Source organism: Luteibacter sp. UNC138MFCol5.1, from assembly GCF_900110505.1.
Classification (GTDB): domain Bacteria; phylum Pseudomonadota; class Gammaproteobacteria; order Xanthomonadales; family Rhodanobacteraceae; genus Luteibacter.
On the sequence record NZ_FODZ01000005.1, the window covers coordinates 1 to 24,258 of the forward strand.

Here is a 24,258-nt window from a genome sequence, read left to right on the forward strand (position 1 = left end):
AGCTCTGCTGTGCTGCCGTTCGACTTGCATGTGTTAAGCATGCCGCCAGCGTTCAATCTGAGCCAGGATCAAACTCTTCACTTAAGTTTTCGACCGTCTAAAAGACGATCTATCTTTCTGAAGTGTTTAACCCCAACAAGAAAAAACTCATTGCTGACTTCTTTCTAGTGGGACACTTGCATTTGGTTGACATCGTCAATCCACCGCAAGGCGTCCACACAATTCACCTGCGCACACTGTCAAAGATCAATCACTTGCATCATCTTTCGTTGATGCCCTCTGAACATTTCGTCCCGAGGTGAGCCGCCCATTCTATATCGTTTTTCGTTTCCGTCAACACCCTCGTGAAACTTTTTTTCGAGGTGGTTGGTGAAGCCGAAGAACTGTCGCGTGGGTGACTTTCGTCGCGACCAGGAGGAGAAGTATAGGGCCGGGCCGAAGGTCTGTGAAGGGGTTTTCGACATCTTTCTGAAAAAAAGTGGCGAGGTAGACTGCCCGCATCTCCTCACACTAATAAGGTGTCTTTCGATGCTCTTGCGCGTGCTGTCCGTCGCCCTCTTCCTGGCGCCCCTTGCCGCCACCGCTGCGACGCCGCCGTCGGTGACGCTGCATGGCGCGCGGTTTTCCACCGAATTCGCGATGTCGGACGCCCAGCGCGAGCGCGGACTCATGTTCCGCACCGAGCTGAAGCCCGATCAGAGCATGCTCTTCATCTTCCCCGACAGTCAGCCGCGCGCGTTCTGGATGAAGAACACCCTCATCCCGCTCGACATCCTGTACTTCGACGGAGCGCGCAAGCTCGTGGCGATGCAGCTGAACGCGCAGCCGTGCAAGGCCGATCCCTGCGCCATCTATCCCAGCGACGGGCGCGACGCGGCCTATGTCCTGGAGGTGGCCGCCGGCACCGCGGGCAGGCTCGGGCTGAAACTGGGCGAGACGCTCGCCATCGAGGGCGCCCCGCCGTCCGCGCGCTGAGCGGCCGAGAGTCCGTGTTCGCAGGGCACGCCCACGTGGTAAGGGACGAGCGACGCCGGGTCGAGCCGGGCCAGTTCGTCCCACTGGTCGTCGAAGGGTATGAATCGCTGCATCGCCGCTTCCTCCACGTCATCGGCGCACGTTGCGTGTGCCACGGGATCATGGAAGCAGGTTTTCCTGCCTTATCGCTGGCGAAATGGGGCGAAACGATGTCAGCCCCATTCCCGCATCGGTGCGGCTCCCGGCCGCATCCGCCGTCAGTCGATCTCGACGAGCTCGAAATCGTCCTTGGTCACGCCGCAGTCCGGGCAGGTCCAGGTGTCGGGGACGTCTTCCCAGCGCGTGCCCGGTTCGATGCCGTCTTCGGGCATGCCCAGCGCTTCGTCGTAGATGTACCCGCAGACGACGCACATCCATTTGCGCGTTTTGGTGTCGGTGTCGTTGCTCATGGCTTCGCGTACTGTCGTGGAGCGGAAAAGTCCCTCATTCTGTCACCCCCGGGCCGAAGGCGATAGCACGGCCCCGTCACGCTTCAAAGGATGCCCATGAACGCCCTCCCCCGCGCCGCCCGTCTCCGCGGCGGTGTCTACGCCATCACCGACGGCCCGCGCGACGACCTTTTCGCCGCCGTGGAGGCCGCCCTCGCCGGCGGTGCCAGCCTCCTGCAGTACCGCGACAAGACCGATGACGCGGCGCGCCGACTCGCGGAGGCCAGCGAGATCGCCAGCATCTGCGCGCGGTACGGGGTGCCGTTCATCGTGAACGACGACGTCGCACTCGCTCGCGAGACCGGTGGCGGCGTGCATCTGGGGCACACCGACGTTTCCATCGCGATCGCTCGCGAGGAACTGGGGCCCGAGGCGATCATCGGGGTTTCCTGCTACGGCTCGGTCGACCGCGCACGGCAGCTGCAGGCGGAAGGCGCGGATTACATCGGCTTCGGCGCCATGTATCCCTCCACGACCAAGCCCCACGCCGCGGTCGCGCCGCACGACGTATTGACGCAGGCGAAGACGCTGGGCCTTCCCGTCGTGGCGATCGGCGGCATCACGCCCGACAATGGGCGGGTGCTGCTCGAGGCGGGCGCGGATTACCTCGCCGTGGTGTCCGCGATCTTCGCCCAGCCCGACATCCAGACGGCGACGCGCCGCTTCGCCGCTCTTTTCGAATCCCGTTCCGGAACCCTCTGATGACCACGAACCACGAACTCTTCGAACGCGCCCAGACGTTGCTGCCCGGCGGCGTGAACTCGCCCGTGCGCGCCTTCCGGTCGGTGGGCGGCGAGCCCTTCTTCACCGCCCGCGCCGACGGCCCGTTCCTGTGGGACGTCGAAGGCAAGCGCTACATCGACTACGTCGGCTCCTGGGGCCCGATGATCGTGGGCCACAACCATCCCGCCGTGCGCGAGGCCGTCCAGGCCGCGGTACTCGACGGCCTCTCGTTCGGCACGCCCTGCCCCGCCGAAGTGACGATGGCGGAGACGATCGTGTCGCTCGTGCCGTCGGTGGAGATGGTGCGCATGGTCAATTCGGGCACCGAGGCCACGATGTCCGCCATCCGCCTGGCCCGCGGCGCCACGGGGCGCACGAAGATCGTGAAGTTCGAAGGCTGCTACCACGGCCATGGCGACAGCTTTCTGGTGAAGGCGGGCTCGGGGGCGCTCACGTTCGGCGTGCCGACGTCGCCCGGCGTGCCGAAAGCCGCCGCGGACCTCACGCTGACCCTGCCGTACAACGACTTCGCGGCCGCCGAGGCCCTGTTCGCCGAGCACGGCGACGACATCGCGGGCCTGATCATCGAACCCGTCGCCGGCAACATGAACTGCATCCCGCCGAAGGACGGCTACCTGCAGGCGCTGCGCGAGCTGTGCACGAAGCACGGCGTGCTGCTGATCTTCGACGAGGTGATGACGGGTTTCCGCGTCGCGCTCGGCGGCGCGCAGGCGCACTACGGCATCACGCCCGACCTCACCTGCTTCGGCAAGATCATCGGCGGCGGCATGCCGGTCGGCGCGTACGGCGGCCGTCGCGACCTGATGGCGCAGGTGGCGCCCTCGGGTCCGATCTATCAGGCGGGCACGCTGTCGGGCAATCCCGTGGCCATGGCGGCGGGGCTGGCGATGCTGACGCTGATCCAGGCTCCCGGCTTCCATGAGGATCTCGCGCGCCGCGCCGTCCGCCTCACCGATGGCCTGCTCGCCGCCGCGCGAGACGCCGGCATCCCCTTCAGCGTGACCCGCGTCGGCGCGATGTTCGGGCTGTTCTTCACCGGCGAGCAGGTGGAAACGTACGCGCAGGCGACGGCCGCCGACGTCGGCCGGTTCAACCGGTTCTTCCACGGGATGCTGGAGCGCGGCGTATACCTGGCGCCGTCGGCGTTCGAGGCGGGCTTCGTGTCGAGCGCGCATGGCGACGCGGAGATCGATGCGACGATCGCCGCCGCGCGCGAGGTGTTCGCGACGTTGTGATCATGCCGCCCCGGTCCCGTGGGCGGGACCGGGGCGGCAGGCCGATCAGGCGACCTGCGCTTCCTTGACGAATGCCGCGAGGGTGTCGTGGAGGCGCTGGAGGCCTTCCGCGGTTTCCTCGTCGGTGATCGTCAGCGGCGGCACGATGCGCAGGACATCCGGGCCGGCCTGGAGGATCAGCAGACCGTGGGCCGCCGCGATGTCCAGGATCTCGCCCGCGCGTCCCTTGTACGCCGCGTCGAGCACCGCGCCGATCATCAGGCCCCGGCCGCGCACTTCCGAGAAGACGTGGAACGCGTGGTTGAGCTTCGCCAGTCCCGCGCGGATGTCGTTCGCCTGGCGCTCCACGTTCAGCAGCACCGCCGGCGAGGCGATCTTGCGCAGCGCCACCAGCGCCACCGCCGCGGCCATCGGGTTGCCGCCGAAGGTGGTGCCGTGCGCGCCGAACTGCATGACGTCGGCGACCTTCGGACCCGCCAGCATCGCGCCGATCGGGAAACCGGCGCCCAGCGCCTTGGCCAGCGTGACGATGTCGGGCGTGACGTGATCGTGCGAATGGGCGAACAGCGTGCCGGTACGACCCATGCCGCACTGGATCTCGTCGAGCACCATCAGCGCGTCGTGCGCGTCGCACAGCTCGCGCACCTTCTTCAGGAACCCGGGCTCCGCCGGCATGACGCCGCCTTCGCCCTGCACGGGCTCGAGCATCACCGCGGCGACGCCGCCCTGGGCGAAGGCGCCTTCGAGCGCGGCGACATCGTTGAACGGCACGTAGCGGAAGCCGCCCGGCAACGGCTCGTAGCCTTCCTGGTATTTGGGCTGCGCGGTCGCGGTCACCGACGCGAGCGTGCGGCCGTGGAACGAGCCCTGGAACGTGACGATCACGCGGTTGTCCGGCGTGCGGCCCTGCGCGGCGGCCCACTTGCGCACGAGCTTGATCGCGGCCTCGTTGGCCTCGGTGCCCGAATTGCACAGGAACACGCGCTCGGCGAACGGCGCGTGCTCGACGAGCTCCTGCGCCAGGTGCAGCGGCGGCTCGGTGTAGAAGACGTTGCTGGCGTGCCAGAGCTTGTGCGCCTGCGCGACCAGCGCGGCGACGAGGTCCGGATCCTGGTGGCCCAGCGAGTTCACGGCGATGCCGGCCCCGAAATCGAGGTAATCCCGGCCCTGTGTATCCCACACGCGGGCGCCCTTGCCGTGATCGAGCACGACATCGCGCGGTCGATAGACGGGCAGCCAGTAACGCTTGCCCAGGCCCGTGAGTTCGGAGGGATCGACAGGATGCGACGACGACATTGGAACGACTCCCGGTGCCGGCCGCAGCGCCGGAACCCTTGCAGGAACGGATGGAATCGCACGGTACGCTCTGCGGTCCGACATCGATCCGAATCCCGCGGGGCAGCTTCCGGCCTGGCCGGAGCATGCGCGCGTGGGACATGCATCGTATAAGGCGCGGGCGGCGGCGACAACGCGCTCCGTGTAGCGCCCCTGCAACGGCGTGTTACACGCCGCTTTCAGAGGCCATGGGGCCTCCCCCGACCGCGCCGGAGAAATTCCTTGCGAATCAGAGCAACGCCCGGGTGGCATGGGGCTTGCTCCCCTCGCCAGTGAGGCGCCCCACCGGGCGCCGCGTGGTTCGCTCGTCCAGCGCCCTGCCAGCTGGGCGGCGAATGGGAACTCCCGGTCCCCCAGAGGACCGGGAGTTTTCTTGTCGGACGACGTGCCTTCAGCGCAGCTGGTCGAGGGCGAGTTGATGCTTCTTGCAGAGGCGGTACACGGTGACGCGGGACACGCGAAGGCGCCTTGCGCACTCGCTGATGTTGAACGCGCTGGCCCGGAGGCAGTCGACGATGGCCTCCCGTTCGGCGCAGGTGCGCGCGCTGCCGAGGCTGTCGCGTTCGCCGCCCGGCGTGTCGACGCTGAGCTCGAGGTCGTCGGGGGTGATCAGCGCATCGTCCGCGATCACGGCGGCGCGCTGCACCCGGTTCATCAGCTCGCGCACGTTGCCGGGCCAGCTGAAGGCGTTGAGCGCCTTGCGGGCGCTGGTGCTGAAGGCCCGGGCCCGCGTCCCGTAGCTTTCGCGGAAGGCGTCGAGGAAATGCTGGGCCAGCAGCTCGATGTCGCCGTTGCGCTCGCGCAGCGGCGGCATGCGCAGCCGCAGCACGTTGAGACGGTAGAAGAGATCTTCGCGGAACCTGCCCTGGGCGACGGCCTTTTCCAGGTCCACGTGCGTCGCGGCCAGCACGCGCACGTCGACGCGGATGGACTGGCAACTGCCGATGCGCTCGATCGTGCCTTCCTGCAGCACGCGCAGCAGGTTGGTCTGCGCGTCGAGCGGCAGGTCGCCGATCTCGTCGAGGAACACGGTGCCGCCGTCGGCGGACTCGAAATGACCGATGCGGCGTGCCGTGGCGCCGGTGAACGCGCCGCGCTCGTGCCCGAAGAGTTCGGACTGCACCAGATTGGCCGGGAGCGCACCGCAGTTGATGGCGGCGAACGGTTTCGCGCTGCGCGGCGACAACTGATGCAGCGCGCGCGCCGCCATCTCCTTGCCCGTGCCGGTCTCCCCCGTGATCAGCAGCGGGAGCTCCACCGGCGCGAACTTGCGGATGTTCTGCGAAAGCGCCCGGATGGCGGGACTGTTCCCCGTGAGCAGGTTGGGGGCATCGTCGTCGTGCGCGGGCTCGCCATCGCCGGGCGCGCGCATCAGCGCCTGGCGCAGCGCGCCGAGCGACGAGGTGCCTTCGATGATCTCGAACGCGTGCGGCAGCACGTGACGCACGCCGGGATCGGCGGACGGCGTCCGCGCGCCGGTCAACCCGATCCACGCCATGCCGGGGTGCGCATCCCGCAATCCGGCCAGGATCCGCACGGCCGCCTGGGCGCTCGCGCGCAGATCCACCACGGCGATGGCGGCATCGCCGCATTCGGGCAGTTCGCCCGGTTGCCGCGCCGGATCGGCGACCAAGGTGCGCCAACCGGCCCGGATCAAGCCGAAATGTTCTTCAACGCTCGGTCTGCCGATCCAGACGACGCAACGACCCGTCGATTCCCCGCGCGACATGCCTGCTCCTCACCCGTTCTCGTGGCCTGCTGCCGGCTTCGCGGGTACACCTGACGGACCCGCCGCCGGCACCCCCTGCAGGCCGGCAAGCCCCACTTGCCGCCTTCCCTTTGGCGGGAAGCGACCGTGGATCGACGTTACCCCGGCTTGCCGAAAGCGGCCATACGCCAAACGGGCTAGCCTGTGCGCGGCTTTTCTTGGCTGCCGCGGTAGCTACAGAAACAGATCCGGGAGCAGGGGCTGGCCCGGCGCCACGGCATAGCGCTCGAAATCGTCCACGCCTTCGGCGCGGAGCACGTCCTCGTCGATGAAGAACCGGCCCGTCGCCGCGCGTGAGGGTTTCGTGAGGATCGCATGCGCCGCGTCGGCCACGATCTCCGGCGTGCGGCAGTTCTCCACGCGCACGCTCTCGCCGAGCATGGCGACGGCTGCCGTGGCGATGACCGTCTTCGGCCACAGCGCGTTCACCGCGATGCCGAGGGGTTCGAATTCGGGCGCCATGCCGAGCACGCAGTGGCTCATGCCGAACTTCGCGATCGTGTACGCCACGTGCGGCGCGTACCACCGCGGATCGATGCTCGGCGGCGGCGAGAGCATCAGCACGTGCGGGTTCGTCGCGTGCTTCAGGAACGGCAGGCAGGCCTGCGTGGTGAGGAACGTGCCGCGCGTGTTGACCTCGTGCATGAGGTCGAAGCGTTTCATCGGCGTGCCTTCGACGCCCGCCAGCCAGATCGCGCTGGCGTTGTTCACCACGATGTCGATGCCGCCGAAGCGTTCCGCCGCCGTGGCGGCCGCCATGCGCACTTCCGCTTCCTCGCGGATGTCGACCTTCAGCGGCAGCGCGGTACCGCCGGCGGCTTCGATTTCCGCGGCCGCGGTGTGGATCGTCCCCGGCAGCTTCGGGTTGGCCACGTTGCTCTTGGCCGCGATGACGATGTTGGCGCCGTCGCGCGCGGCGCGCAGCGCGATCGCCAGGCCGATGCCGCGCGAGGCGCCGGTGATGAAGAGGGTCTTGCCGGCCAGCGTGGTCATGGCGTGTCCTTCAGGCGCGCTGGAATCGCGGCAGGATGTCGCGCAGTTCCGCAAGGCGCTGCAGCGGGTCGTCGAGTTCGAGCATGTGCTGGCATTCGTCGGGATCGAGCGGCAGCAGTTCGGACAGGCGGTAGCCGACCCAGCTCGCGTCGTCGAGCCGCTGCGCCACGTCGTGGCGCCACGGCGGCATCATCTGGTCGGCGAGGCGCTCGAGGATCGTGGCGAGCAGGCCGAACTCCGCCGGCAGCGGAAGCACTTCCTCGGCGCGCCACAGCGCGATGTCGCCGCGCACCTGGCCATCCGATCGCACCCGCGTGCGCGTGACGCGGAAGCGCAGGCCGCCTTCGGCAACGATGCCGAGCAGGCCGTCCTCGCGCGTGTGGAAGTCGGTGATGGTGGCCAGCGTGCCCACGGCGGCCGGCACGGCGGGCTGCCCCGCCTCGCGGCCTTCGAGGATCATGCACACGCCGAACGACCGCCCCGTCCGCGCGCATTCGCGCACGAGGTCGATGTAGCGCGGCTCGAAGATCCGCAGCTGCAGGTGGCCGCCCGGGAACAGAACGTTCGACAGCGGGAATAGCGGGAGGTCGAGGTCGGGCTTGGTCGCGGCCATGCCCGCCAGTCTAACCCGCGCCGAGCGCCGCGAAGAAGCGCCGGGGCGCGCCTTCGAAGCCGCCGTTCGACATGAAGACGACATGGTCGCCGTCGCGCGCCTCGCCGGCCAGCGTATCGACCAGCGCGTCGACCGAGCCGACCGTCGCGCCGCGCCCGTCGAGCGCGCCGGTGACCCTGGCGGCATCCCAGGGTAGCTCGGGGCGGTGCAGGAAGACGACGCGGTCGGCGTCGGCGAGCGACGGGGCGAGCGCGTCCGCGTGGGCGCCCAGCCGCATCGAGTTCGAGCGCGGTTCGAGGGCCACGAGGATGCGCGCGTCGCCGACCTTCGCCCGCAGCCCCGCGAGCGTGGTCGCGATGGCGGTGGGGTGATGGGCGAAGTCGTCGTACACGGTGACGCCGCGAGCGACGCCGATCGTCTCCATGCGCCGTTTCACGCTCGCGAAGGTCGCGAACGCCGGCAGCAGCGCGGCAGGATCGGCGCCCGCGGCCGCGGCGGCGGCCAGCGCCGCCAGGGCGTTCATCACGTTGTGCCTGCCCAGCGACGCCCAGCGGACCTCGCCGAGCGCCTCGCCACCACGGAGCACGCGGAAGTGCGAGCCGTCGGCGGCGATCAGTTCGGCGCGCCAGTCGCCACGGTCGATGCCGAACGTCTCCACGGGCGTCCAGGCACCCATCGCCAGCACCTCGGCGAGGTGGACGTCTTCCGCGTTCACGATCAGGCGTCCGTTGCCGGGCACCGTGCGCACCAGATGGTGGAACTGGCGCTGGATCGCCGCGACGTCCGGGAAGATGTCCGCGTGGTCGAATTCCAGGTTGTTCAGGATCGCGACGCGCGGGCGGTAATGCACGAACTTCGAGCGCTTGTCGAAGAACGCCGAATCGTACTCGTCGGCCTCGATGACGAACGGGCGTCCCTCGCCGCGACGGGCGGAAACGTCGAAGTTGCCCGGCACGCCGCCGATGAGGAAGCCCGGCGCCAGTCCCGCCGACTCCAGCAGGTGCGCGAGCAGGCTGGTCGTCGTCGTCTTGCCGTGGGTGCCGGCCACGGCGAGCACCTCGCGCCCGCCGAGCAGGGTCTCGCCGAGCCACTGCGGACCGGAGATGTAACGCATGCCCTCGTCGAGCATGTACTCCACCGCCGGGTTGCCCCGCGTCATGGCGTTACCCACCACGACGAGATCGGGCGCGGGCCGCAGATGCTCCGCGCGATAGCCCTGCATCAGCCCGATGCCGAGGCTCTCGAGCTGGGTGCTCATCGGTGGGTAGACGTTGGCGTCGGAGCCTTCGACCTGGAGGCCGAGTTCGCGCGCGAGCGCGGCGACGCCACCCATGAAGGTGCCGCAGATACCGAGGATATGGACGCGCATGGCTACGGACACCCGGGAGGTGGGCGGCCCGCCGCGACCGGCGGGCCGGGATGGATCAGGCGCTGGCGGCCTTCGTGCCGTCGAGCACGGACTTGATGCGCGCCGTGACCTCGTCGAGCTCGCCGACGCCGTCGACGACCTGGAGCTTGCCGCGCTTCGCGTAGAACTCGGCGACGGGCGCGGTCTGGTCGGCGTAGATCGCGAGGCGCTTCTTCACCGTGTCCGGATTGTCGTCCGGGCGATGCTCGGCCTCGAAGCGGACGACGCAGCGATCCACGATGGCCTCGTTCGGCACCTCGAGCTTGATCACCACGTCGAGCGGCTGCCCGATCTTGGCCAGCACGCCGTCGAGCGCATCGGCCTGCGCCAGGTTGCGCGGGTAGCCGTCCAGGATGAAGCCGGGCTTCGCGTCGGGCTCGCCGAGGCGGTGCTCGATGATGCCCAGCATGATGTCGTCCGGCAGGAGCTGGCCGGCGTCCATCAGGCTCTTCGCCTTGTTGCCGAGCTCCGACCCCGCCTTGATCTCGGCGCGCAGGAGATCGCCGGTGGAAATGTGCGGGATGCCCAGATCCTGCTTGAGGCGGGCCGCCTGGGTGCCCTTGCCCGAACCGGGCGCGCCGAATAGCACGAGTCGCATTGATGCTCCATTTCGCCGGACGTTCGGGAAAAATCCCCTGTCGGGCACGATAAAAATGGGTCTCAAGGTAACGGCACGGGCGCCGCCGCGTCAAACGGACGACACCGGCGAGGTGTACGGGGTCCCGGGTGTCGACCCTTTCAAGGCATCGCGACGCGCGGCGCGCTACGCTGGCCCTCCCGAGCTGACTTACAGGATGCGAAGCATGGCCGCCGGCAAACTTCTCTACGCCCAGTCGGGCGGTGTCTCCGCCGTGATCAACGCCACCGCCGCGGGCGTCATCGAGACCGCGAGGGACAAGGGCATCGTGGTGTACGCCGCCCGCAACGGCATCCTCGGCGCCCTGCGCGAGGAACTGATCGACACCTCGAAGGAGGCCAAGGCCAACATCGCGGCGCTGAAGCACACGCCCGGCGGCGCGTTCGGCTCCTGCCGCTACAAGCTGAAGTCGCTGGAGGAGAACCGCGCGGAGTACGAGCGCCTGATCGAGGTGTTCAAGGCGCACGACATCCGCACCTTCCTCTACAACGGCGGCAACGACTCCGCGGACACGGCGAACAAGGTCTCGAAGATCGGCCAGGCACTCGGCTACGAGGTCAACTGCATCGGCGTGCCGAAGACGATCGACAACGACCTCGTGGTCACCGACACCTGCCCCGGCTTCGGCTCGGTGGCGAAGTACACGGCGATCGCCGTGCGCGAGGCGAGCCTGGACGTGGCCTCCATGATGGATACCTCCACCAAGGTCTTCATCATCGAGGTGATGGGCCGGCACGCCGGCTGGATCGCCGCGGCCGCAGGCCTCGCGGGCTCCTCCGCCGGCGATCCGCCGCACGTGATCCTGTTCCCCGAGAACGTGTTCGATCCGGAGGCGTTCCTGGCGAAGGTGAAGGCCACGGTCGAGAAGGTGGGCTACTGCACCGTGGTCGTTTCGGAGGGCGTCAAGGACAGGGAGGGCAAGTTCCTCGCGGAGTCCGGCGCGCGCGACGCGTTCGGCCATGCGCAGCTCGGCGGCGCGGCGCCCGTGCTGGCCGCGCTGGTGCGCGAGAAGCTGGGCTACAAGTACCACTGGGCGCTGCCCGACTACCTGCAGCGCTCCGCGCGCCACGTGGCGTCGAAGACCGACCTGGACCAGGCCTACGCGGTCGGCAAGAAGGCCGTCGAATACGCGGCGGAAGGGCTCAACGCCGTGATGCCGGTGATCGTGCGCACCTCGGACGAGCCGTACAAGTGGAAGATCGAGGCCGCGCCGCTGGACAAGATCGCCAACCACGAGAAGAAGATGCCGAAGAACTTCATTTCGAAGGACGGCTTCGGCATCACCGCCGCCGCGCGCCGCTACCTCGCGCCACTGATCCAGGGCGAAGCACCGCCGCCGTACGGGCCCGACGGCCTGCCGGTGTACGTGACGCTGAAGAACACGCCGGTGACTAGGAAGCTGAAGAAGTTCGCGGTGGGGTGAGGCACGCTGGGGCGCTCTCGCTGGTTACATCGCCGATACGATCGGCTCCCACCCTACCGGAGGGTGGGAGCCGATCGTATCGGCGACGCATGTCGCCTCAGCCCAGCACGTCGTGCATGAGCGACAGATCGCGGACGAAGTCGGCGTAGCCGGCTTCGCGCGCCTCGTGATCCGGCAGGCGCAGCAGGTACGACGGATGCACGGTCGCCATGGCGCGGCGGCCGTCCGGAAGATCCAGCCATTCGCCGCGCTGCTGCATCAGCCGGAACGACGCGCCGAACACCGCCTGCGCGGCCATCGCGCCCAGGCAGACGATCGCCTCGGGCTGGATGCGGTCCAGTTCCGCCGCCAGCCACGGCCGGCAGGCGGCCTGCTCCTCGGCGTTCGCGCGCTTGTGCAGCCGCACCTTTCCGCGCGGCTCGAACTTGAAATGCTTGACGGCGTTCGTGACGTAAAGCGCGTCGCGTTCGACGCCCGCCTCGCCCAGCGCGCGGTCGAAGAGCTTGCCCGCGGGCCCGACGAACGGCTTGCCGGCGAGGTCTTCCTGGTCGCCCGGCTGCTCGCCGATCACGACGATGCGGGCATGCACCGGACCTTCGCCGAACACGGTCTGCGTCGCGGGCTTCCACAGATCGCACGCACGGCAGTCGCGCGCCTGCCGGCGCAGCGCGGCGATGCTGCCTTCGGGCGCGTCGACGGCCGCCTTCTGCAAGGGCGTGATCTTCTTCCTCGGCACCGTCGGCTGGTTCTTCACCATGGCCTGCATCCTCGGCAGCGCGTCGCGCACCAGTTCGGGGATGAGCCGCGCTTCCGGCAGGTTCTTCCAGTACTTCACCGGCATCTCGCGACGCATCGCGTCCACCTTCAGGCGGGCCGGATTGAAGATGCTCGCGTAATACGTGCGCCAGAGGTCTTCCAGCGCGTCGTCCGACGGCGCATCCGCGCGACTCGCGCCCGGCCCTATGGAGAGCGTCTCGCCATCCCAGTGCGCGCTGCGTGACGGCGTGAGCAACGACCAGCGCATGCCCGTGAACCGACGGACGAAGAACGGCGCCACGCGCGACACGATGTCGTGCTCGGGCTCGAACCAGGCCACGTAGATCGTCGCGTCGCCGAGAAGCACTTCGCGGAAGCGCACGAACGCCTTCATCTTGTGCATGTCGCGATTGACCTGCTTGATGCACGTGTGCGCCCAGGCGACGTCGTCGTCGGTGGCGATGCGCAGCAGGGCCTTCTCGCCGTGCGTCATCCGCCACAGCATGCGGTAGAGCGTCGCGTGGCGACGCGGGTCGCTGTGTGCCAGCACCGTGTCGGCAAGGCCGAGGAACGCGCGCGGCACGGCCGGCGTCGTTTCGCGCACGGGCGGAGGCAAGGGGGCGTCGTCGCCGAACAGGCCACCCGACGCGCCGGTCCGCCATTCGACCTCCGCGGGATCGACATCGGCGAGCAGCAGCGTGCGCGCCTTCGCGCGCCATTCGGCCGTATCGGACGGATCGTCCAGCGTGACGACGTGCATCGTCAGCCGAAAAGATCCGCCTGGGCGGGAACGGCCTCGCGCAGGTCGTGGCGCAGGAACGCGCTCTCGCGGTCGCCGCGCGGACGATGGTCGATGGTTTCGACGAACGGCGCGACCTTCTTCACCGGCACGCGGAGGCGCACGAGGTCGTCGTAGCGTACGCGCCGGTGCGCGCGCATGGCGATCAGGCGATCGACGGTTTTCACCCCGAGCCCCGGCACCCGCAGGAGCATCTCCCGGGACGCGCGGTTGAGGTCGACGGGGAAGCGCTCCCGGTGCCGCAACGCCCAGGCCAGTTTGGGATCGACGTCGAGCGACAGCATGCCGTCGTCGCCGGGCGGCGCGATCTCGTCGGCGCCGAAGCCGTAGAAGCGCATCAGCCAGTCGGCCTGGTACAGGCGATGCTCGCGAACCAGCGGCGGTGGCTTCAGCGGAAGCACCTTCGACGCATCCGGGATCGGGCTGAACGCCGAGTAGTAGACGCGGCGCAGGTGGTAATTCGTGTAGAGATTCGTGCTCGCCGTGAGCACGTCGCGGTCGCTCGCCGCGTCGGCGCCGACGATCATCTGCGTGCTCTGGCCGGCGGGCGCGAAGCGCGGCGCCTTCTTTTCAGCCTTGGCCTCGTCGATCGACAGACGCAGCCTCCCCATCGCGCTGCGGATGTCGCCCAGATCCTTCTCCGGCGCCAGCGACTTGAGGCCGCCTTCCGTGGGCATCTCGACATTGATGCTCAGGCGATCGGCCCATCGGCCCGCGGCGTCGATCAGCTCGGGCGACGCATCGGGAATCGTCTTCAGGTGGATGTAACCGCCGAAGCGATGCTCCGTGCGCAGCGTGCGCGCCACGCGCACGAGCTGCTCCATCGTGTAGTCGGGCGACTGGATGATGCCCGAGGACAGGAACAGGCCCTCGATGTAGTTGCGCTTGTAGAACGCGAGCGTGAGCTCGACCACTTCCTCGACGGAGAAACGCGCGCGACGCACGTTGCTGCTGCGCCGGTTGACGCAGTACACGCAGTCATACACGCAGAAGTTGGTCAGCAGGATCTTCAGCAGCGAAATGCAGCGGCCGTCCGGCGCGTACGCATGACAGATCCCCATGCCTTCCGTGGAGCCGATCCCGCCGGTCTTCAGCGAGTTCCGGCCCTTGCCGCCACTGGACGAGCAGGAGGCGTCGTACTTCGCGGCGTCGGCGAGGATGGCGAGCTTTTCAGTCACGTTCATGGCTAAGGGAATGGTGCCAAAACGACGCTTCACCTGCGTGAAGGCCGAAGGGCAGCGGGTATCATGGCCGTTCCTCCCCGGAGCCCTTTCCATGGACCTCATCATCCGCCACGCCACCCTGCCCGACGGCCGCACCGACGTCGACATCGGCATCGAGGGAGGGCGCTTCGCGGCGATCCAGACGGCGCTGCCGGCGAAGGGCGCCGAGGAGATAGACGCGCAGGGGCGCCTGGTCGCGCCGCCGTTCGTCGATGCGCATTTCCACATGGACGCGACGCTGTCGCTGGGCCTGCCCCGGCTCAACGCGTCCGGCACGCTGCTCGAAGGCATTTCCCTATGGGGCGAGCTCAAGCCGGTGCTCACGCAGCAGGCCCTGGTCGACCGCGCCATGGCCTACTGCGACATGGCCGTGGCGCAGGGCCTGCTCGCGATCCGCAGCCATGTGGACGTCTGCGACGACCGCCTGCTGGCGACGGAAGCGCTGCTCGAGGTGAAGCGGCGCGTCGCGCCCTACCTGCACCTCGAACTCGTCGCGTTCCCGCAGGACGGCCTGCTCCGCTCGGCGAGCGCCAAAGCCAACCTCGTGCGCGCGCTCGACATGGGCGTCGACGTAGTCGGCGGCATTCCGCACTTCGAGCGCACCATGGCCGACGGCGCCGCCTCGATTCGCTGGCTCTGCGAACTCGCGGCCGAGCGCGGGCTGCGCGTGGACATGCATTGCGACGAGTCCGACGATCCGCTGTCGAGGCACATCGAAACGCTCGCGGCGGAGACGGTACGGACGGGCCTGCAGGACCGCGTCACCGGCTCGCACCTCACGTCCATGCATTCGATGGACAACTACTACGTCTCCAAGCTGCTGCCCCTGATCGCCGAGGCGGGCGTGCACGCCATCGCCAACCCGCTGATCAACATCACGCTGCAGGGGCGCCACGACACCTATCCGAAGCGGCGCGGCATGACGCGCGTGCCCGAGCTGATGGATGCCGGCGTCAACGTCGCCTTCGGCCACGACTGCGTCATGGATCCCTGGTACGGCATGGGCTCCGCGGACATGCTCGACGTGGCGCACATGGGGCTGCACGTGGCCCAGATGACCTCGACCAAGGGCGTGGCGCGCGCCTTCGACGCGGTCACGGTCAACGCCGCCCGCGTGCTGGGGCTGGAGGACTACGGCATCGCGCCGGGGCACCCGGCGGACTGCGTCCTCCTTCAGGCGGGGGACGCGTACGAGGCCATCCGGCTGAAGGCGCAACGACTGCTCGTGGTCCGGCGCGGTCGCGTGCTGGCCCGTTCGCCTGAACGGAAAACAGCGCTGGAGCTGCCCGGACGGCCGCCGGAGCTCACGCTCGAGTTCCGCCCGGGGTCGATTTCCTGAACCGGTCGGTTCAATAGCTGTCGCGTCAATGAACGTCTTTCGCGAGCCTTTCATTCGTAGGACTTCGCGTTCAGGCAGCGCTTCCTAGCATCCGAATCGTCGATCGGCCGCGCGACACGCGGTATGACGATCGGGCCGGGAGACCTCTCATGAAGACGATGCTGCGTTCCGCTTTTGCCGCCCTCGCTCTGCTGACCACGACGATGGCGTTCGCCGACGACCACCACGGTCGCGACCACGACCGTCATGGCCACGATCGCGGGCACGACGACCGCCGCTGGCATCACGACAACGGCTGGCACGGCCATCGCCCGCCGCCCCCGCCGCCGCGTCCGTATTACGGCCACGGTTACTACCACGGCCCGGCGTATTACCACCGTCCGCCGCCGCCTCGCTATTACGGCCATTGGGAGCGCGGACACCGTTACTACGGCCGCAACGTGGTGGTCTACGACTACGGCAGCTACCGCCTGCGCCCGCCGCCGCGCGGCTACCACTGGGTCCGTGAGAACAACGATTTCCTGCTGGTCGCCATCGCGACCGGCGTGATCCTCGACATCGCCACGCGCTAAGGGAGACCTCTCATGAAGACTCTGGGCAAGATGCTTTTCTGCCTGGCCGCCGCCGGCGCGATCGCTCCGGCGTTCGCCTTTGACCCGCCGCAGCGCCACGACGACCGTCGCGACTGGCATGACGATCGCCACGACGACCGGCATGACGATCGCCGCGACTGGCACGACGACCGCCACGACCATCGCGGCCCGCCGCCGCATGCGCGTCGCTGGGAACGCGGCCACCGTTACGACGGGCGCGTCATCGTGATCCACGATTACCACGAGCGTCACCTGCGCGAGCCGCCACGCGGCTATCACTGGGTGCGCGACGAGGACAACTCGAACGAGTTCCTGCTCGTCGCCATCGCGACCGGCGTGATCCTGGACATCGCCACGCGCTGAGCTAGGCACCTGCTAACAAGAATGCCCGGCAACATGGGGGCTTGCCCCCATGTTGCCGAACGGACATGCCGATGATCCCCGATGTCGCGTCGCGCGACGGCTGGGCATCGTAGAATCGCTCCACGGCACGCACTTCCACGGATGGAGGCAGGCACATGAGCGATCGGTCGAACGTCCTTCGCCCTCCCGCCCTGTCAGGCAGCGGCACCCTCGAACCGGCGCTCTCCGGCGACTGGATCGGACCGGACCACTCGGGACAGACGAGCCTCGTCATCCCCCTTCCCTTGTCGCGTGCTGACGGCGCGCCCGATGTGTCGTTGGTCTACCGTCATTCCAGCACCGACGGGGTGTTCGGGCTTGGGTGGCGCCTGTCGTTGCCGTCATTGCGTCGGGAGTCCGACCGCGGCCTTCCTACGTTTACCGACGAGGACAGGGTTCTCGCGCCGGACGGTGAGCCGCTCCTCCTCGTCGAAAACTCGACAGCGTCGAGCTTCCGCGGGATCGCGCTGGGGGCGACCTACGACGTCCGTCGGTTCAGGCCGCGGACGGAGCGCGATCACACCCGCTTCGAACGGTGGACCGGTGCCGGCGACGACTTCTGGATGCTGCACTCGCCGGACGGGACGCTTCACGTCTTCGGCCGGCACGCGAACGCGAGACTGGCCGATCCGGCATCGCCGTCGCATGTCGCGGAATGGCGGCTCGAGGAATCCATCGGTTCCCACGGCGAACGCGTCGCCTACGTGTACACCGCCGAGGATGCGTCGGGAGCACCCGAGGATGGTCGCGACACCACCGCGGCGCGATACCTGACGCACATCCGGTACGGCAATGCGAACGCGACGGATCTTCCGCTTTGCCTGGTCGACGCGACGGACGATGCGTGGCGTTTCGAACTGGTGCTGGATTACGGACAGCGGACGCTTTCCGTGGACGAGGTACCCGGCTACGCGGCGGACCACGAATGGCCGTCGCGGGAACACCCCATCGCCGACGCGCACTATGGATTCGAGCATCGCCAGTTCAGGCTGTGCCGCCAGTTCCTGATGTTCCACCGCTTCAGCGAACTCGGCGAGCAGCCCGTGCTGGTTCGGCGGATGTTGCTCCACTACGCGCCGACGGAGCGGCATGCGAGGGTCTGTCGCGTCGATCGCTTCGCTTATGGCCTGTCCGGCATCCCCGAACGAGCCGCGCCGATGACGTTCGACTGGACGACGTTCGACGCGACGCAGGGCGGCGATCGGGAGTCGCCGCCCTTCCCTGGCACGGCCGCGTCGGGCTCGGCGTTCCTCGATGCGCTCGGCGAGGGCGTCCCCGGCGTGGTCTGGCAAGCGACGACGGGCCGTCTGTTCGCGGAACCCGTGAGAGCCGAAGACGGGGATGCGGACGCCATCGCCTATGCGCCGTTGCGCCCGCTGCCGATGCCGGCGCTGAGCCGGCCGGGCACGTCGCCCGGCCGGTTCTACGGCGGGGGCCCGTGGCATTCCATCGACATCTCGCAGGACGGGCGGGCCGACTGGGTGACCTCGTTCGGTCCCATCCATGGCTTCCATGCCGCCGCTGGCCTGGCGCGGTGGGAGGCGTTCAGACCCTTCAGCCACGCGCCGACGGAAGGCGATACGGCCTTCGCCTGGTGGGTGGACATCGACCGAACCGGTCGCGGCGCCTACGTGACCGTGCATCCGAACGGGATCCGCGTGGTGCCCCTGGAGGACGACGGCGGATTTGGCGCACCCCGCTTCGTGGACCACGCCGGCGAGCGGCTGCCGGCAGCGGGCGGCACGGATATCGTCGCCTTCGGGCCGATGCTCTGTGCCGGCGCGAACGACCTCGTCCGCGTCGCCCCGGACGGCACGGTCGACGCCTGGGGCGACCGCGGCGGCGGCGCCTTCGCGCCGAGGCATCGTCCCGGCGCGCTGACGACGGACCGTCCCCTGATCGCTCGGCACACGCACCTTGTCGACATCGACGGCGACGGATGGGTCGACATCGTCCACGCGACCGTCGAAGGCCTCGTCATCTGGCTCAACCGCGGCGGCCACGGCTTCACCGATCCCGTCGTCCGTCCGTGGCCAGCCGGCGTCCTGTTCGACGACGGCTGCAGCCTGGGCTTCTCGGACGTCGATGCGCGGGGCGGCATGACCGCGATCCTTGCGGTTCCCGCGCGAGGCGGCAGGACGGCCTGCGAATGGCGCATGGACATCGGCATGCCGTTTCCGTGGCGCCTGTACCGGACGAACAATCATCGGGGTGCCGTCACGTCGGTCACCCTGCGACGCAGCGCGCAGGAGTGGCTGGACGCCAAACGCGATGGCGCCTCGGCGGGTTCGTCGTTGCTGCCGTACTCCGTCGACATCGTGAAACGCGTCGATGTCGTCGACGACGTGTCCGGCCTGCACTATCGGCGCACCATGACGTATCGGGACGGCTACCACGACGCTTCCGATCGCACGTTCGCCGGTTTCCGGCGCGTCGACACGGTGCAGGAATGCGATCCACCGTCCGAACACTGGCCCTCGCGTCGCCTAGTCGCGTGGTACCACGTGGGCTGCGACGAGCTCGACACCGACGAGAGCGACTTCGCGCTCGACCTGCCCTGCCCGCTGCGGCTGCGACCGGACCGCCCGCCCGAAGAAAACGCCGCATCGTGGCGCCGCTCGCTGCGCGGTCGCGAACGACGTCGGGAGCTCTACGCGCCAGGCGCGTCCGATGCCGGGCCATGGTACGTCGCCCATTCGCGCCATGCCGTGCGCCGCGTTGCGGACACGGTCCGGGAAGCGTTGCTGGTCGAGACCGCGAGCGATCTCCTGGCGGGCAATCGCGAGGAACCCATGCGCCGGCATGAGCTGTTCCTCGACCACGACGCGTTCGGCATCGCACGCCGCACCCTGTCCATCGGTTGCGCGCGACCTCCTGGCCATGCGCCCGCCGACCCTGACGAGATCGCCCCGTGGCGCGATTCTCGCGATGACCAGCAGGGCATGCACACGTTGACCGAAACGCTCGTCATGCCCTGGCACGTGGATGCCCCCGGACGCTGGCGACTCGCCGTCGAGGGCGACCGACGAGTGCAGCGCGTCGTCGTCGGCCCCGACATGCTCGCCATGGCCGACATCTGCCTGGAGTGGTTCGAATCGCCGTCCTGCCCTGTCGATACGCTGCCACGCGCACTCGTATCGCTCACCTGCGTGCACTTCGGCGACACGAACACCGACGTGCCGCCGGATGCCGCGGCCTTGCCGATGGCGGTGTCGTCCGCGGCCATGGATGCGGCGGCACGACGGGAGCTCGCGGACGCGGCGGGGACGGATCGCGCGGACGCCCTGCTGGCGAAGGGCGGCTTCACGCCGATGCATAGTCGCCTGCTCGCGCCTGACGACGACCTGCTCGGTGTCGTGACGTCGCGGATGGTCTACGACGACTTCCAGGGGTTCCACCGCATCCTTCGTCGGTCGCCGGCCGCATCGATAGGCTGGACCACGTATGCCTACGATCGGCATGGCCTCTTCGTCGCACAGGTGACCGATCCGCTGGGCTGGAACATCACCATCGACACCGATTATCGCCGCCTGCTGCCGTGGCGCACCGTCGACGCCGACGGCGTGACGCGCGCGATCGCCATGGACGCGTTCGGCGCCGTGCGTGCGGAGACGCTCCACGGCAGGGAACTCGACACGGCGGGCGTGGCGATCGACACCGGCTTCGCCGCGATCTCCGGTCCGGACGCGACGCCCGGCTCGTCGGTGACGGATGCCATCGACGATCCCGAAGCCGCATTGCGAGGCCATGCGCGCGCATGGGTGGCGAACGATGCCTCGTGGAACGACGCATCGGCAGACCGTCAGCCAGCACACGTCCTGCAGATCGCGGCAGCGGACTTCCCCGCGGCGGCGACGGCGGCAGCGCCCCGCCTGACGGTGACGCACTTCGACGGCATCGGCCGCCCGATCGGCAGCCGCATCCGCACCCGGGTCGGCACGTGGGCGGTGACGCGGCACATCGTGCCGCCGCCCGAGGGCCCCGCGTCGACATCGTTCCTGCCCTATGTCAGCGACGACTGGCGCTTCGCCGACCCACCGCCGAACACGCCGACGAAACATGTCACGAGCGATGTCCTAGGCCGGGTGACCGTGGCGACGCGTGCGGACGGTGCGCTCAGGCGGCAGCGACATCGCCCGTGGTATGCGATCACCGACGATGAGAACTGCATGACGACGGGCCACGACACGCCGTCGGAGCCTCGGGTGTCGTCGTGGCAGCCGGATGGATCGCCCGCACGCACGGTTCGCTATCTGCGCGATAAAGGCAACGACACGCCGGCCGCATCGATCGAGCGGGTCGTCTTCGCCGAAAACGGGCGTGCGATCGAGGCCTTCGACGCGCGCATGGCTGTCCCGGCGCGCCGTTGGTCGAGCGCGCTGGGCGGTGTGCGCCACTGGAGCGCCGACGCGGGAGACGCGTGGTCGCTGACCGGCGACGCGGGCCAACACCTGTGGTCGCGTGATGCCACCGGCAGCCAGGTCATCTACGACTACGACGACGCAGGCCGCTTCGTCCGTGGCACCGTCGATGCGGACGGAGAGCAGCGCGTCGCGCTCCGGCAGTGGTGGGCACCGCCGTCGACGGGTACCGACGGACGCAACCTGGCGAGCTTTCCGGTCCGCGTCTATGACGACGCCGGGTGCACTGCCACGGTGCGTGCGTCGATCTTCGGCGTACCGATCGAAACACGGCAGCGCCTGCTGGCCGACGACGAGGACGCCGACTGGGCGGATGGGCCCGATATCGACGCGCGCCTCGAAGCACGCGAAGCGATCACGACCGTCATCCCGCGTGGTGACGGTGCGACTTCCGTTTTCATCGATGCCGCCGGGCATCGCCGTGAGTACACCTACGGCGACACGGGCGACATCTTGGCGGTTAATTTCGTGGCCGGCACGGGCACGCGCCACGTATTGGCGACGTCGATCGAGCGGGACGCGGCCGGGCGGATCGTGCGCATGGGCGTGGGTCCGCACCTCACGCGCGACTGGAGGTATGACGAGGCGACCGGCAACATGCTCCACAGCGAGACGAGGAGTGCCGACGGGACGGTGATCCAGGCGACGGATTATGCGTACGACCCCGTCGGCAATCTGGTTCGCCTCGTCGACGACGGCGAGACACGCACCTTCAGCTACGACAGCGGCTATCGGCTGGTACGGGCGACAGGCCGGGAACACCCCGACGCCGCGGACGACGGCTCGCTTCCACCACTGCTGGCCACGGGAAACGCCAGTGAGACGCGGACGTACGTCCGCACCCATGTGTACGATCCGGGCGACAACCTCCTCGAAGTCGAACACGCGCCCGCGGAAGGCACGACACGCCGGGCCACGATGATCGTTTCGCCCACTTCGAACCGGACCGTGCCCGCACAGATGGGCGTGCCGGCGGAGGATGTCGACACGTGCTTCGATGCCGCGGGCCGACTGCTGCGATCCTGGCCCGGGCTGTCGGCGTTGCGATGGAACACGCTGGGCCGCCTGCGCCGGGTGGACGTCGGCACGGCGCAGGGCGATGGCGAAACGTATCGCTACGACGCTAACCATCGACGCCGAAGAAAACGGTGGACGTACGCCGGGAACGGCGGCGAGTCGTTGTATCACCCCGGCGTGCGGTGTGACGACGAAGGTGGCAGCCGGCGCGAGACGATCGCGATGGCCGTGGGCATGGCGCGGTTCCGTGTCACGCACTCGCAAGGCGTCACCAGCGTGACCCACGAACTCGGCGCACCCTGCGTCGCAGGATCCCTCCTCGTGACCGACGACGGGGCCGTCCTGCGCCGGGAAGCTTACTATCCGTACGGTGGGGTCGCCTTGCGCATGGCACCTCCGGGAACTGACACCACGGGCCTCGACCTGCACTACGCCGGCGTCCAGCGCGATGGCACGTCGCTTTACGATTATGGGCGCCGGCACTATCTCTGCTGGCAGGCACGCTGGTGCGCGCCCGATCCGTCCGGCGACGTCGATGGCCTCAACCGCTACGCCATGGTCCGTGGCAATCCCATGACGTTCACCGACGAGGGAGGTCTTACCGGCGTTCCGGCCTACGCGGACGACACGTCGTTCAGGCATGCGGATGATCACGATCCGGACGACCACACGTTCATCGAAAGCCCCGCTGTGCAGGCGGGGCGGGAGAAGTTCGTGGAGATGGCGGCCGCTTTCATCAAACCCTACCTCCGCACCAACAAGGCGCGCGCGGAGCTGAAGACTTACACCGCGCTTGCGGGCTACTACGTACCTCCCGGAGAGATCGCGCTACCCACGGATCACCTCGCCGGTATCGTCGGCAAACGTCATGCCTGGCGAGTCGAGGGGAGTCCGACACAGCCGCCGGGCTTCGGACGCACGGGCTTCGTGAATCTGCCAGCCCGCGTATGGAACTCGGTGACGAACGCCTCGTTTCCGGGCACGACGCCGCTCACCTTCGGGGCCGTCGCGGGGAATCGCGTGGTCTTCGATCCCGAGATACAGGGAAGGCCTCATCCCGGCGCGATCGAACCCGCCGTGGCGTCGCAGTATTACGTCAATGATTCCGATGGCCTCGTCGCAGCCATCGAGGAGGTGCGCGCCAAGGGCATGCCTGCACCGAAGCAGGTCGGATCCGAGGCTGCGAATGCGGCACCGTCGACACCGCCCCCACTCCACAGCAACCTGGAGCGCGTGCTGCGCTCCTTCATCGACGTCCATCGGCCGGTTCCCAGGGCCGACGGTACGCATGACGTGCGACCGCATCGTCGCGACGACAGCATACCGGGATTGCACGCCGAAACACTCGCGACGAGTGCGGTACACCATGCGGTATCCGACTACGGCACGGCGAGAGCCGTGATTTTCACCATCAAGCTCGGACCGCTGAGTAACGGCGACGCCGCAAAGTGGACGATGGACGAGCTGAAGGCGCAGATACGGAGCGCCACGTTCGACGCCTGCTATCACTGCGATAGCCTTATAAGGCCCGATGCGGGGATCGAGAGCGGCGCCATCGGCCACGTCGCGACCGGCCGCGCTCGCCTGGGAACCGGGCGGCAGACGTTTCTCGACAACCACGTGCCGCTGGTGCCGCAGGACAACCCCATCGGGCGCCGCACCTCCAACATGCCGACACCCGCGTCACAGCCAGGAACGCCGGCAGAACCGCCTCTCACACGAGGCCAGGGTCACAAAGCCCCAGCGCTCAGCGCGCCCGTATCGGTCGCGCCAACGGCACCGGCGACGCCTCCCGCCCTCATGATCGCCGGCGCGCCGGAACCGGCGTTGAGTCCTGCGTGGGTCACGCGGGAGCTGCAGGCCTTCCACCGGGTGATGGGCCCCACGGGGCCGGAGCATGCACTTCCGCAGCATCCGTTCGCTCACGACCAGACGCAGGAACAGCGAAACGCGATAGGGCGGCTGACGAGGGCGCTCGCGAACCTGCAGAGAAATCTTCCGCAGAGCCGGGCGCGGAACCAGATCCCGCGAGGTCCCACGAGTTCGTGGTGACGGTCGTGGCGGATGGGTGGCGCAGCGCACAACGACC

Annotated in this window: 17 protein-coding genes and 1 rRNA gene; 8 read left to right on the forward strand and 10 right to left on the reverse strand. The window is 68.6% G+C overall.

The window, feature by feature from the left end:
- A 16S ribosomal RNA gene (locus tag BMY69_RS14190) occupies positions 1 to 84 on the reverse strand; the annotation flags it as partial.
- 444 nt (positions 85 to 528) lie between these two features.
- Between BMY69_RS14190 and BMY69_RS14195 the strand changes: the two genes are divergently transcribed.
- Positions 529 to 975: a DUF192 domain-containing protein gene (locus BMY69_RS14195; RefSeq protein WP_090179471.1), complete on the forward strand. Its 447-nt coding sequence runs from the start codon at positions 529 to 531 to the stop codon at positions 973 to 975.
- Between the two features lie 257 nt (positions 976 to 1,232).
- Here the strand turns inward: BMY69_RS14195 and BMY69_RS14200 are convergent, their stop codons facing one another.
- Positions 1,233 to 1,424 carry a rubredoxin gene (locus BMY69_RS14200; protein WP_090057151.1) on the reverse strand — a complete coding sequence of 64 codons (192 nt, stop codon included), beginning with the start codon at positions 1,422 to 1,424 and terminating at the stop codon, positions 1,233 to 1,235.
- A 96-nt stretch (positions 1,425 to 1,520) separates the two neighbouring features.
- Between BMY69_RS14200 and thiE the strand changes: the two genes are divergently transcribed.
- Together thiE and hemL are read left to right on the forward strand one after the other, a co-directional pair.
- Positions 1,521 to 2,165, forward strand: a complete 645-nt coding sequence (gene thiE / locus BMY69_RS14205; RefSeq protein WP_090179473.1) for a thiamine phosphate synthase — start codon at positions 1,521 to 1,523, stop codon at positions 2,163 to 2,165.
- A complete protein-coding gene (gene hemL, locus BMY69_RS14210; RefSeq protein WP_090179477.1) occupies positions 2,165 to 3,442 on the forward strand; it encodes a glutamate-1-semialdehyde 2,1-aminomutase in 1,278 nt (425 codons plus the stop codon). The genes thiE and hemL overlap by 1 nt, the downstream gene beginning before the upstream one ends.
- Before the next feature lie 45 nt (positions 3,443 to 3,487).
- Here hemL and BMY69_RS14215 read toward each other — a convergent pair whose 3' ends face one another.
- From BMY69_RS14215 to BMY69_RS14240, 6 genes are all read right to left on the reverse strand, one after another.
- Complete coding sequence (locus BMY69_RS14215) at positions 3,488 to 4,738, reverse strand: acetylornithine/succinylornithine family transaminase (protein WP_090179480.1); 1,251 nt, start codon at positions 4,736 to 4,738, stop codon at positions 3,488 to 3,490.
- Positions 4,739 to 5,168: 430 nt separating this feature from the next.
- Positions 5,169 to 6,434: a sigma-54 interaction domain-containing protein gene (locus BMY69_RS14220; RefSeq protein ID WP_255364568.1), complete on the reverse strand. Its 1,266-nt coding sequence runs from the start codon at positions 6,432 to 6,434 to the stop codon at positions 5,169 to 5,171.
- 285 nt (positions 6,435 to 6,719) lie between these two features.
- Entirely contained in the window at positions 6,720 to 7,538 is an 819-nt protein-coding gene (locus BMY69_RS14225) for an SDR family oxidoreductase (RefSeq protein ID WP_090179485.1), read from the reverse strand.
- 10 nt (positions 7,539 to 7,548) lie between these two features.
- Positions 7,549 to 8,151: an LON peptidase substrate-binding domain-containing protein gene (locus BMY69_RS14230; RefSeq protein WP_090057164.1), complete on the reverse strand. Its 603-nt coding sequence runs from the start codon at positions 8,149 to 8,151 to the stop codon at positions 7,549 to 7,551.
- A gap of 10 nt (positions 8,152 to 8,161) precedes the next feature.
- On the reverse strand, positions 8,162 to 9,520 hold the full coding sequence (gene mpl / locus BMY69_RS14235) for a UDP-N-acetylmuramate:L-alanyl-gamma-D-glutamyl-meso-diaminopimelate ligase (protein WP_090179488.1): 1,359 nt from the start codon (positions 9,518 to 9,520) through the stop codon (positions 8,162 to 8,164).
- 55 nt (positions 9,521 to 9,575) lie between these two features.
- Positions 9,576 to 10,157: an adenylate kinase gene (locus BMY69_RS14240; protein WP_090179491.1), complete on the reverse strand. Its 582-nt coding sequence runs from the start codon at positions 10,155 to 10,157 to the stop codon at positions 9,576 to 9,578.
- A gap of 205 nt (positions 10,158 to 10,362) precedes the next feature.
- Between BMY69_RS14240 and BMY69_RS14245 the strand changes: the two genes are divergently transcribed.
- Positions 10,363 to 11,619 carry a 6-phosphofructokinase gene (locus tag BMY69_RS14245; protein WP_090179492.1) on the forward strand — a complete coding sequence of 419 codons (1,257 nt, stop codon included), beginning with the start codon at positions 10,363 to 10,365 and terminating at the stop codon, positions 11,617 to 11,619.
- 97 nt (positions 11,620 to 11,716) lie between these two features.
- Here BMY69_RS14245 and BMY69_RS14250 read toward each other — a convergent pair whose 3' ends face one another.
- Together BMY69_RS14250 and BMY69_RS14255 are read right to left on the reverse strand one after the other, a co-directional pair.
- Positions 11,717 to 13,135, reverse strand: coding sequence for a UdgX family uracil-DNA binding protein (locus tag BMY69_RS14250; protein ID WP_090179495.1), 1,419 nt, complete (start codon positions 13,133 to 13,135; stop codon positions 11,717 to 11,719).
- A gap of 2 nt (positions 13,136 to 13,137) precedes the next feature.
- On the reverse strand, positions 13,138 to 14,511 hold the full coding sequence (locus tag BMY69_RS14255; RefSeq protein ID WP_343124103.1) for a putative DNA modification/repair radical SAM protein: 1,374 nt from the start codon (positions 14,509 to 14,511) through the stop codon (positions 13,138 to 13,140).
- Between BMY69_RS14255 and BMY69_RS14260 the strand changes: the two genes are divergently transcribed.
- From BMY69_RS14260 to BMY69_RS14275, 4 genes are all read left to right on the forward strand, one after another.
- Positions 14,450 to 15,736 carry an amidohydrolase family protein gene (locus BMY69_RS14260; RefSeq protein WP_090179500.1) on the forward strand — a complete coding sequence of 429 codons (1,287 nt, stop codon included), beginning with the start codon at positions 14,450 to 14,452 and terminating at the stop codon, positions 15,734 to 15,736. The two genes, BMY69_RS14255 and BMY69_RS14260, sit on opposite strands and share 62 nt — an antisense overlap.
- A gap of 149 nt (positions 15,737 to 15,885) precedes the next feature.
- Positions 15,886 to 16,308 (forward strand): RcnB family protein, encoded by a 423-nt coding sequence (locus BMY69_RS14265; RefSeq protein WP_090179502.1) that lies wholly within the window; start codon positions 15,886 to 15,888, stop codon positions 16,306 to 16,308.
- 12 nt (positions 16,309 to 16,320) lie between these two features.
- Positions 16,321 to 16,692, forward strand: coding sequence for an RcnB family protein (locus tag BMY69_RS14270; protein WP_090179505.1), 372 nt, complete (start codon positions 16,321 to 16,323; stop codon positions 16,690 to 16,692).
- A gap of 155 nt (positions 16,693 to 16,847) precedes the next feature.
- The gene (locus BMY69_RS14275) at positions 16,848 to 24,221 is read left to right on the forward strand and encodes a SpvB/TcaC N-terminal domain-containing protein (protein WP_090179507.1); all 7,374 of its coding nucleotides are present in this window, start codon (positions 16,848 to 16,850) and stop codon (positions 24,219 to 24,221) included.
- Positions 24,222 to 24,258 lie beyond the last annotated feature (37 nt).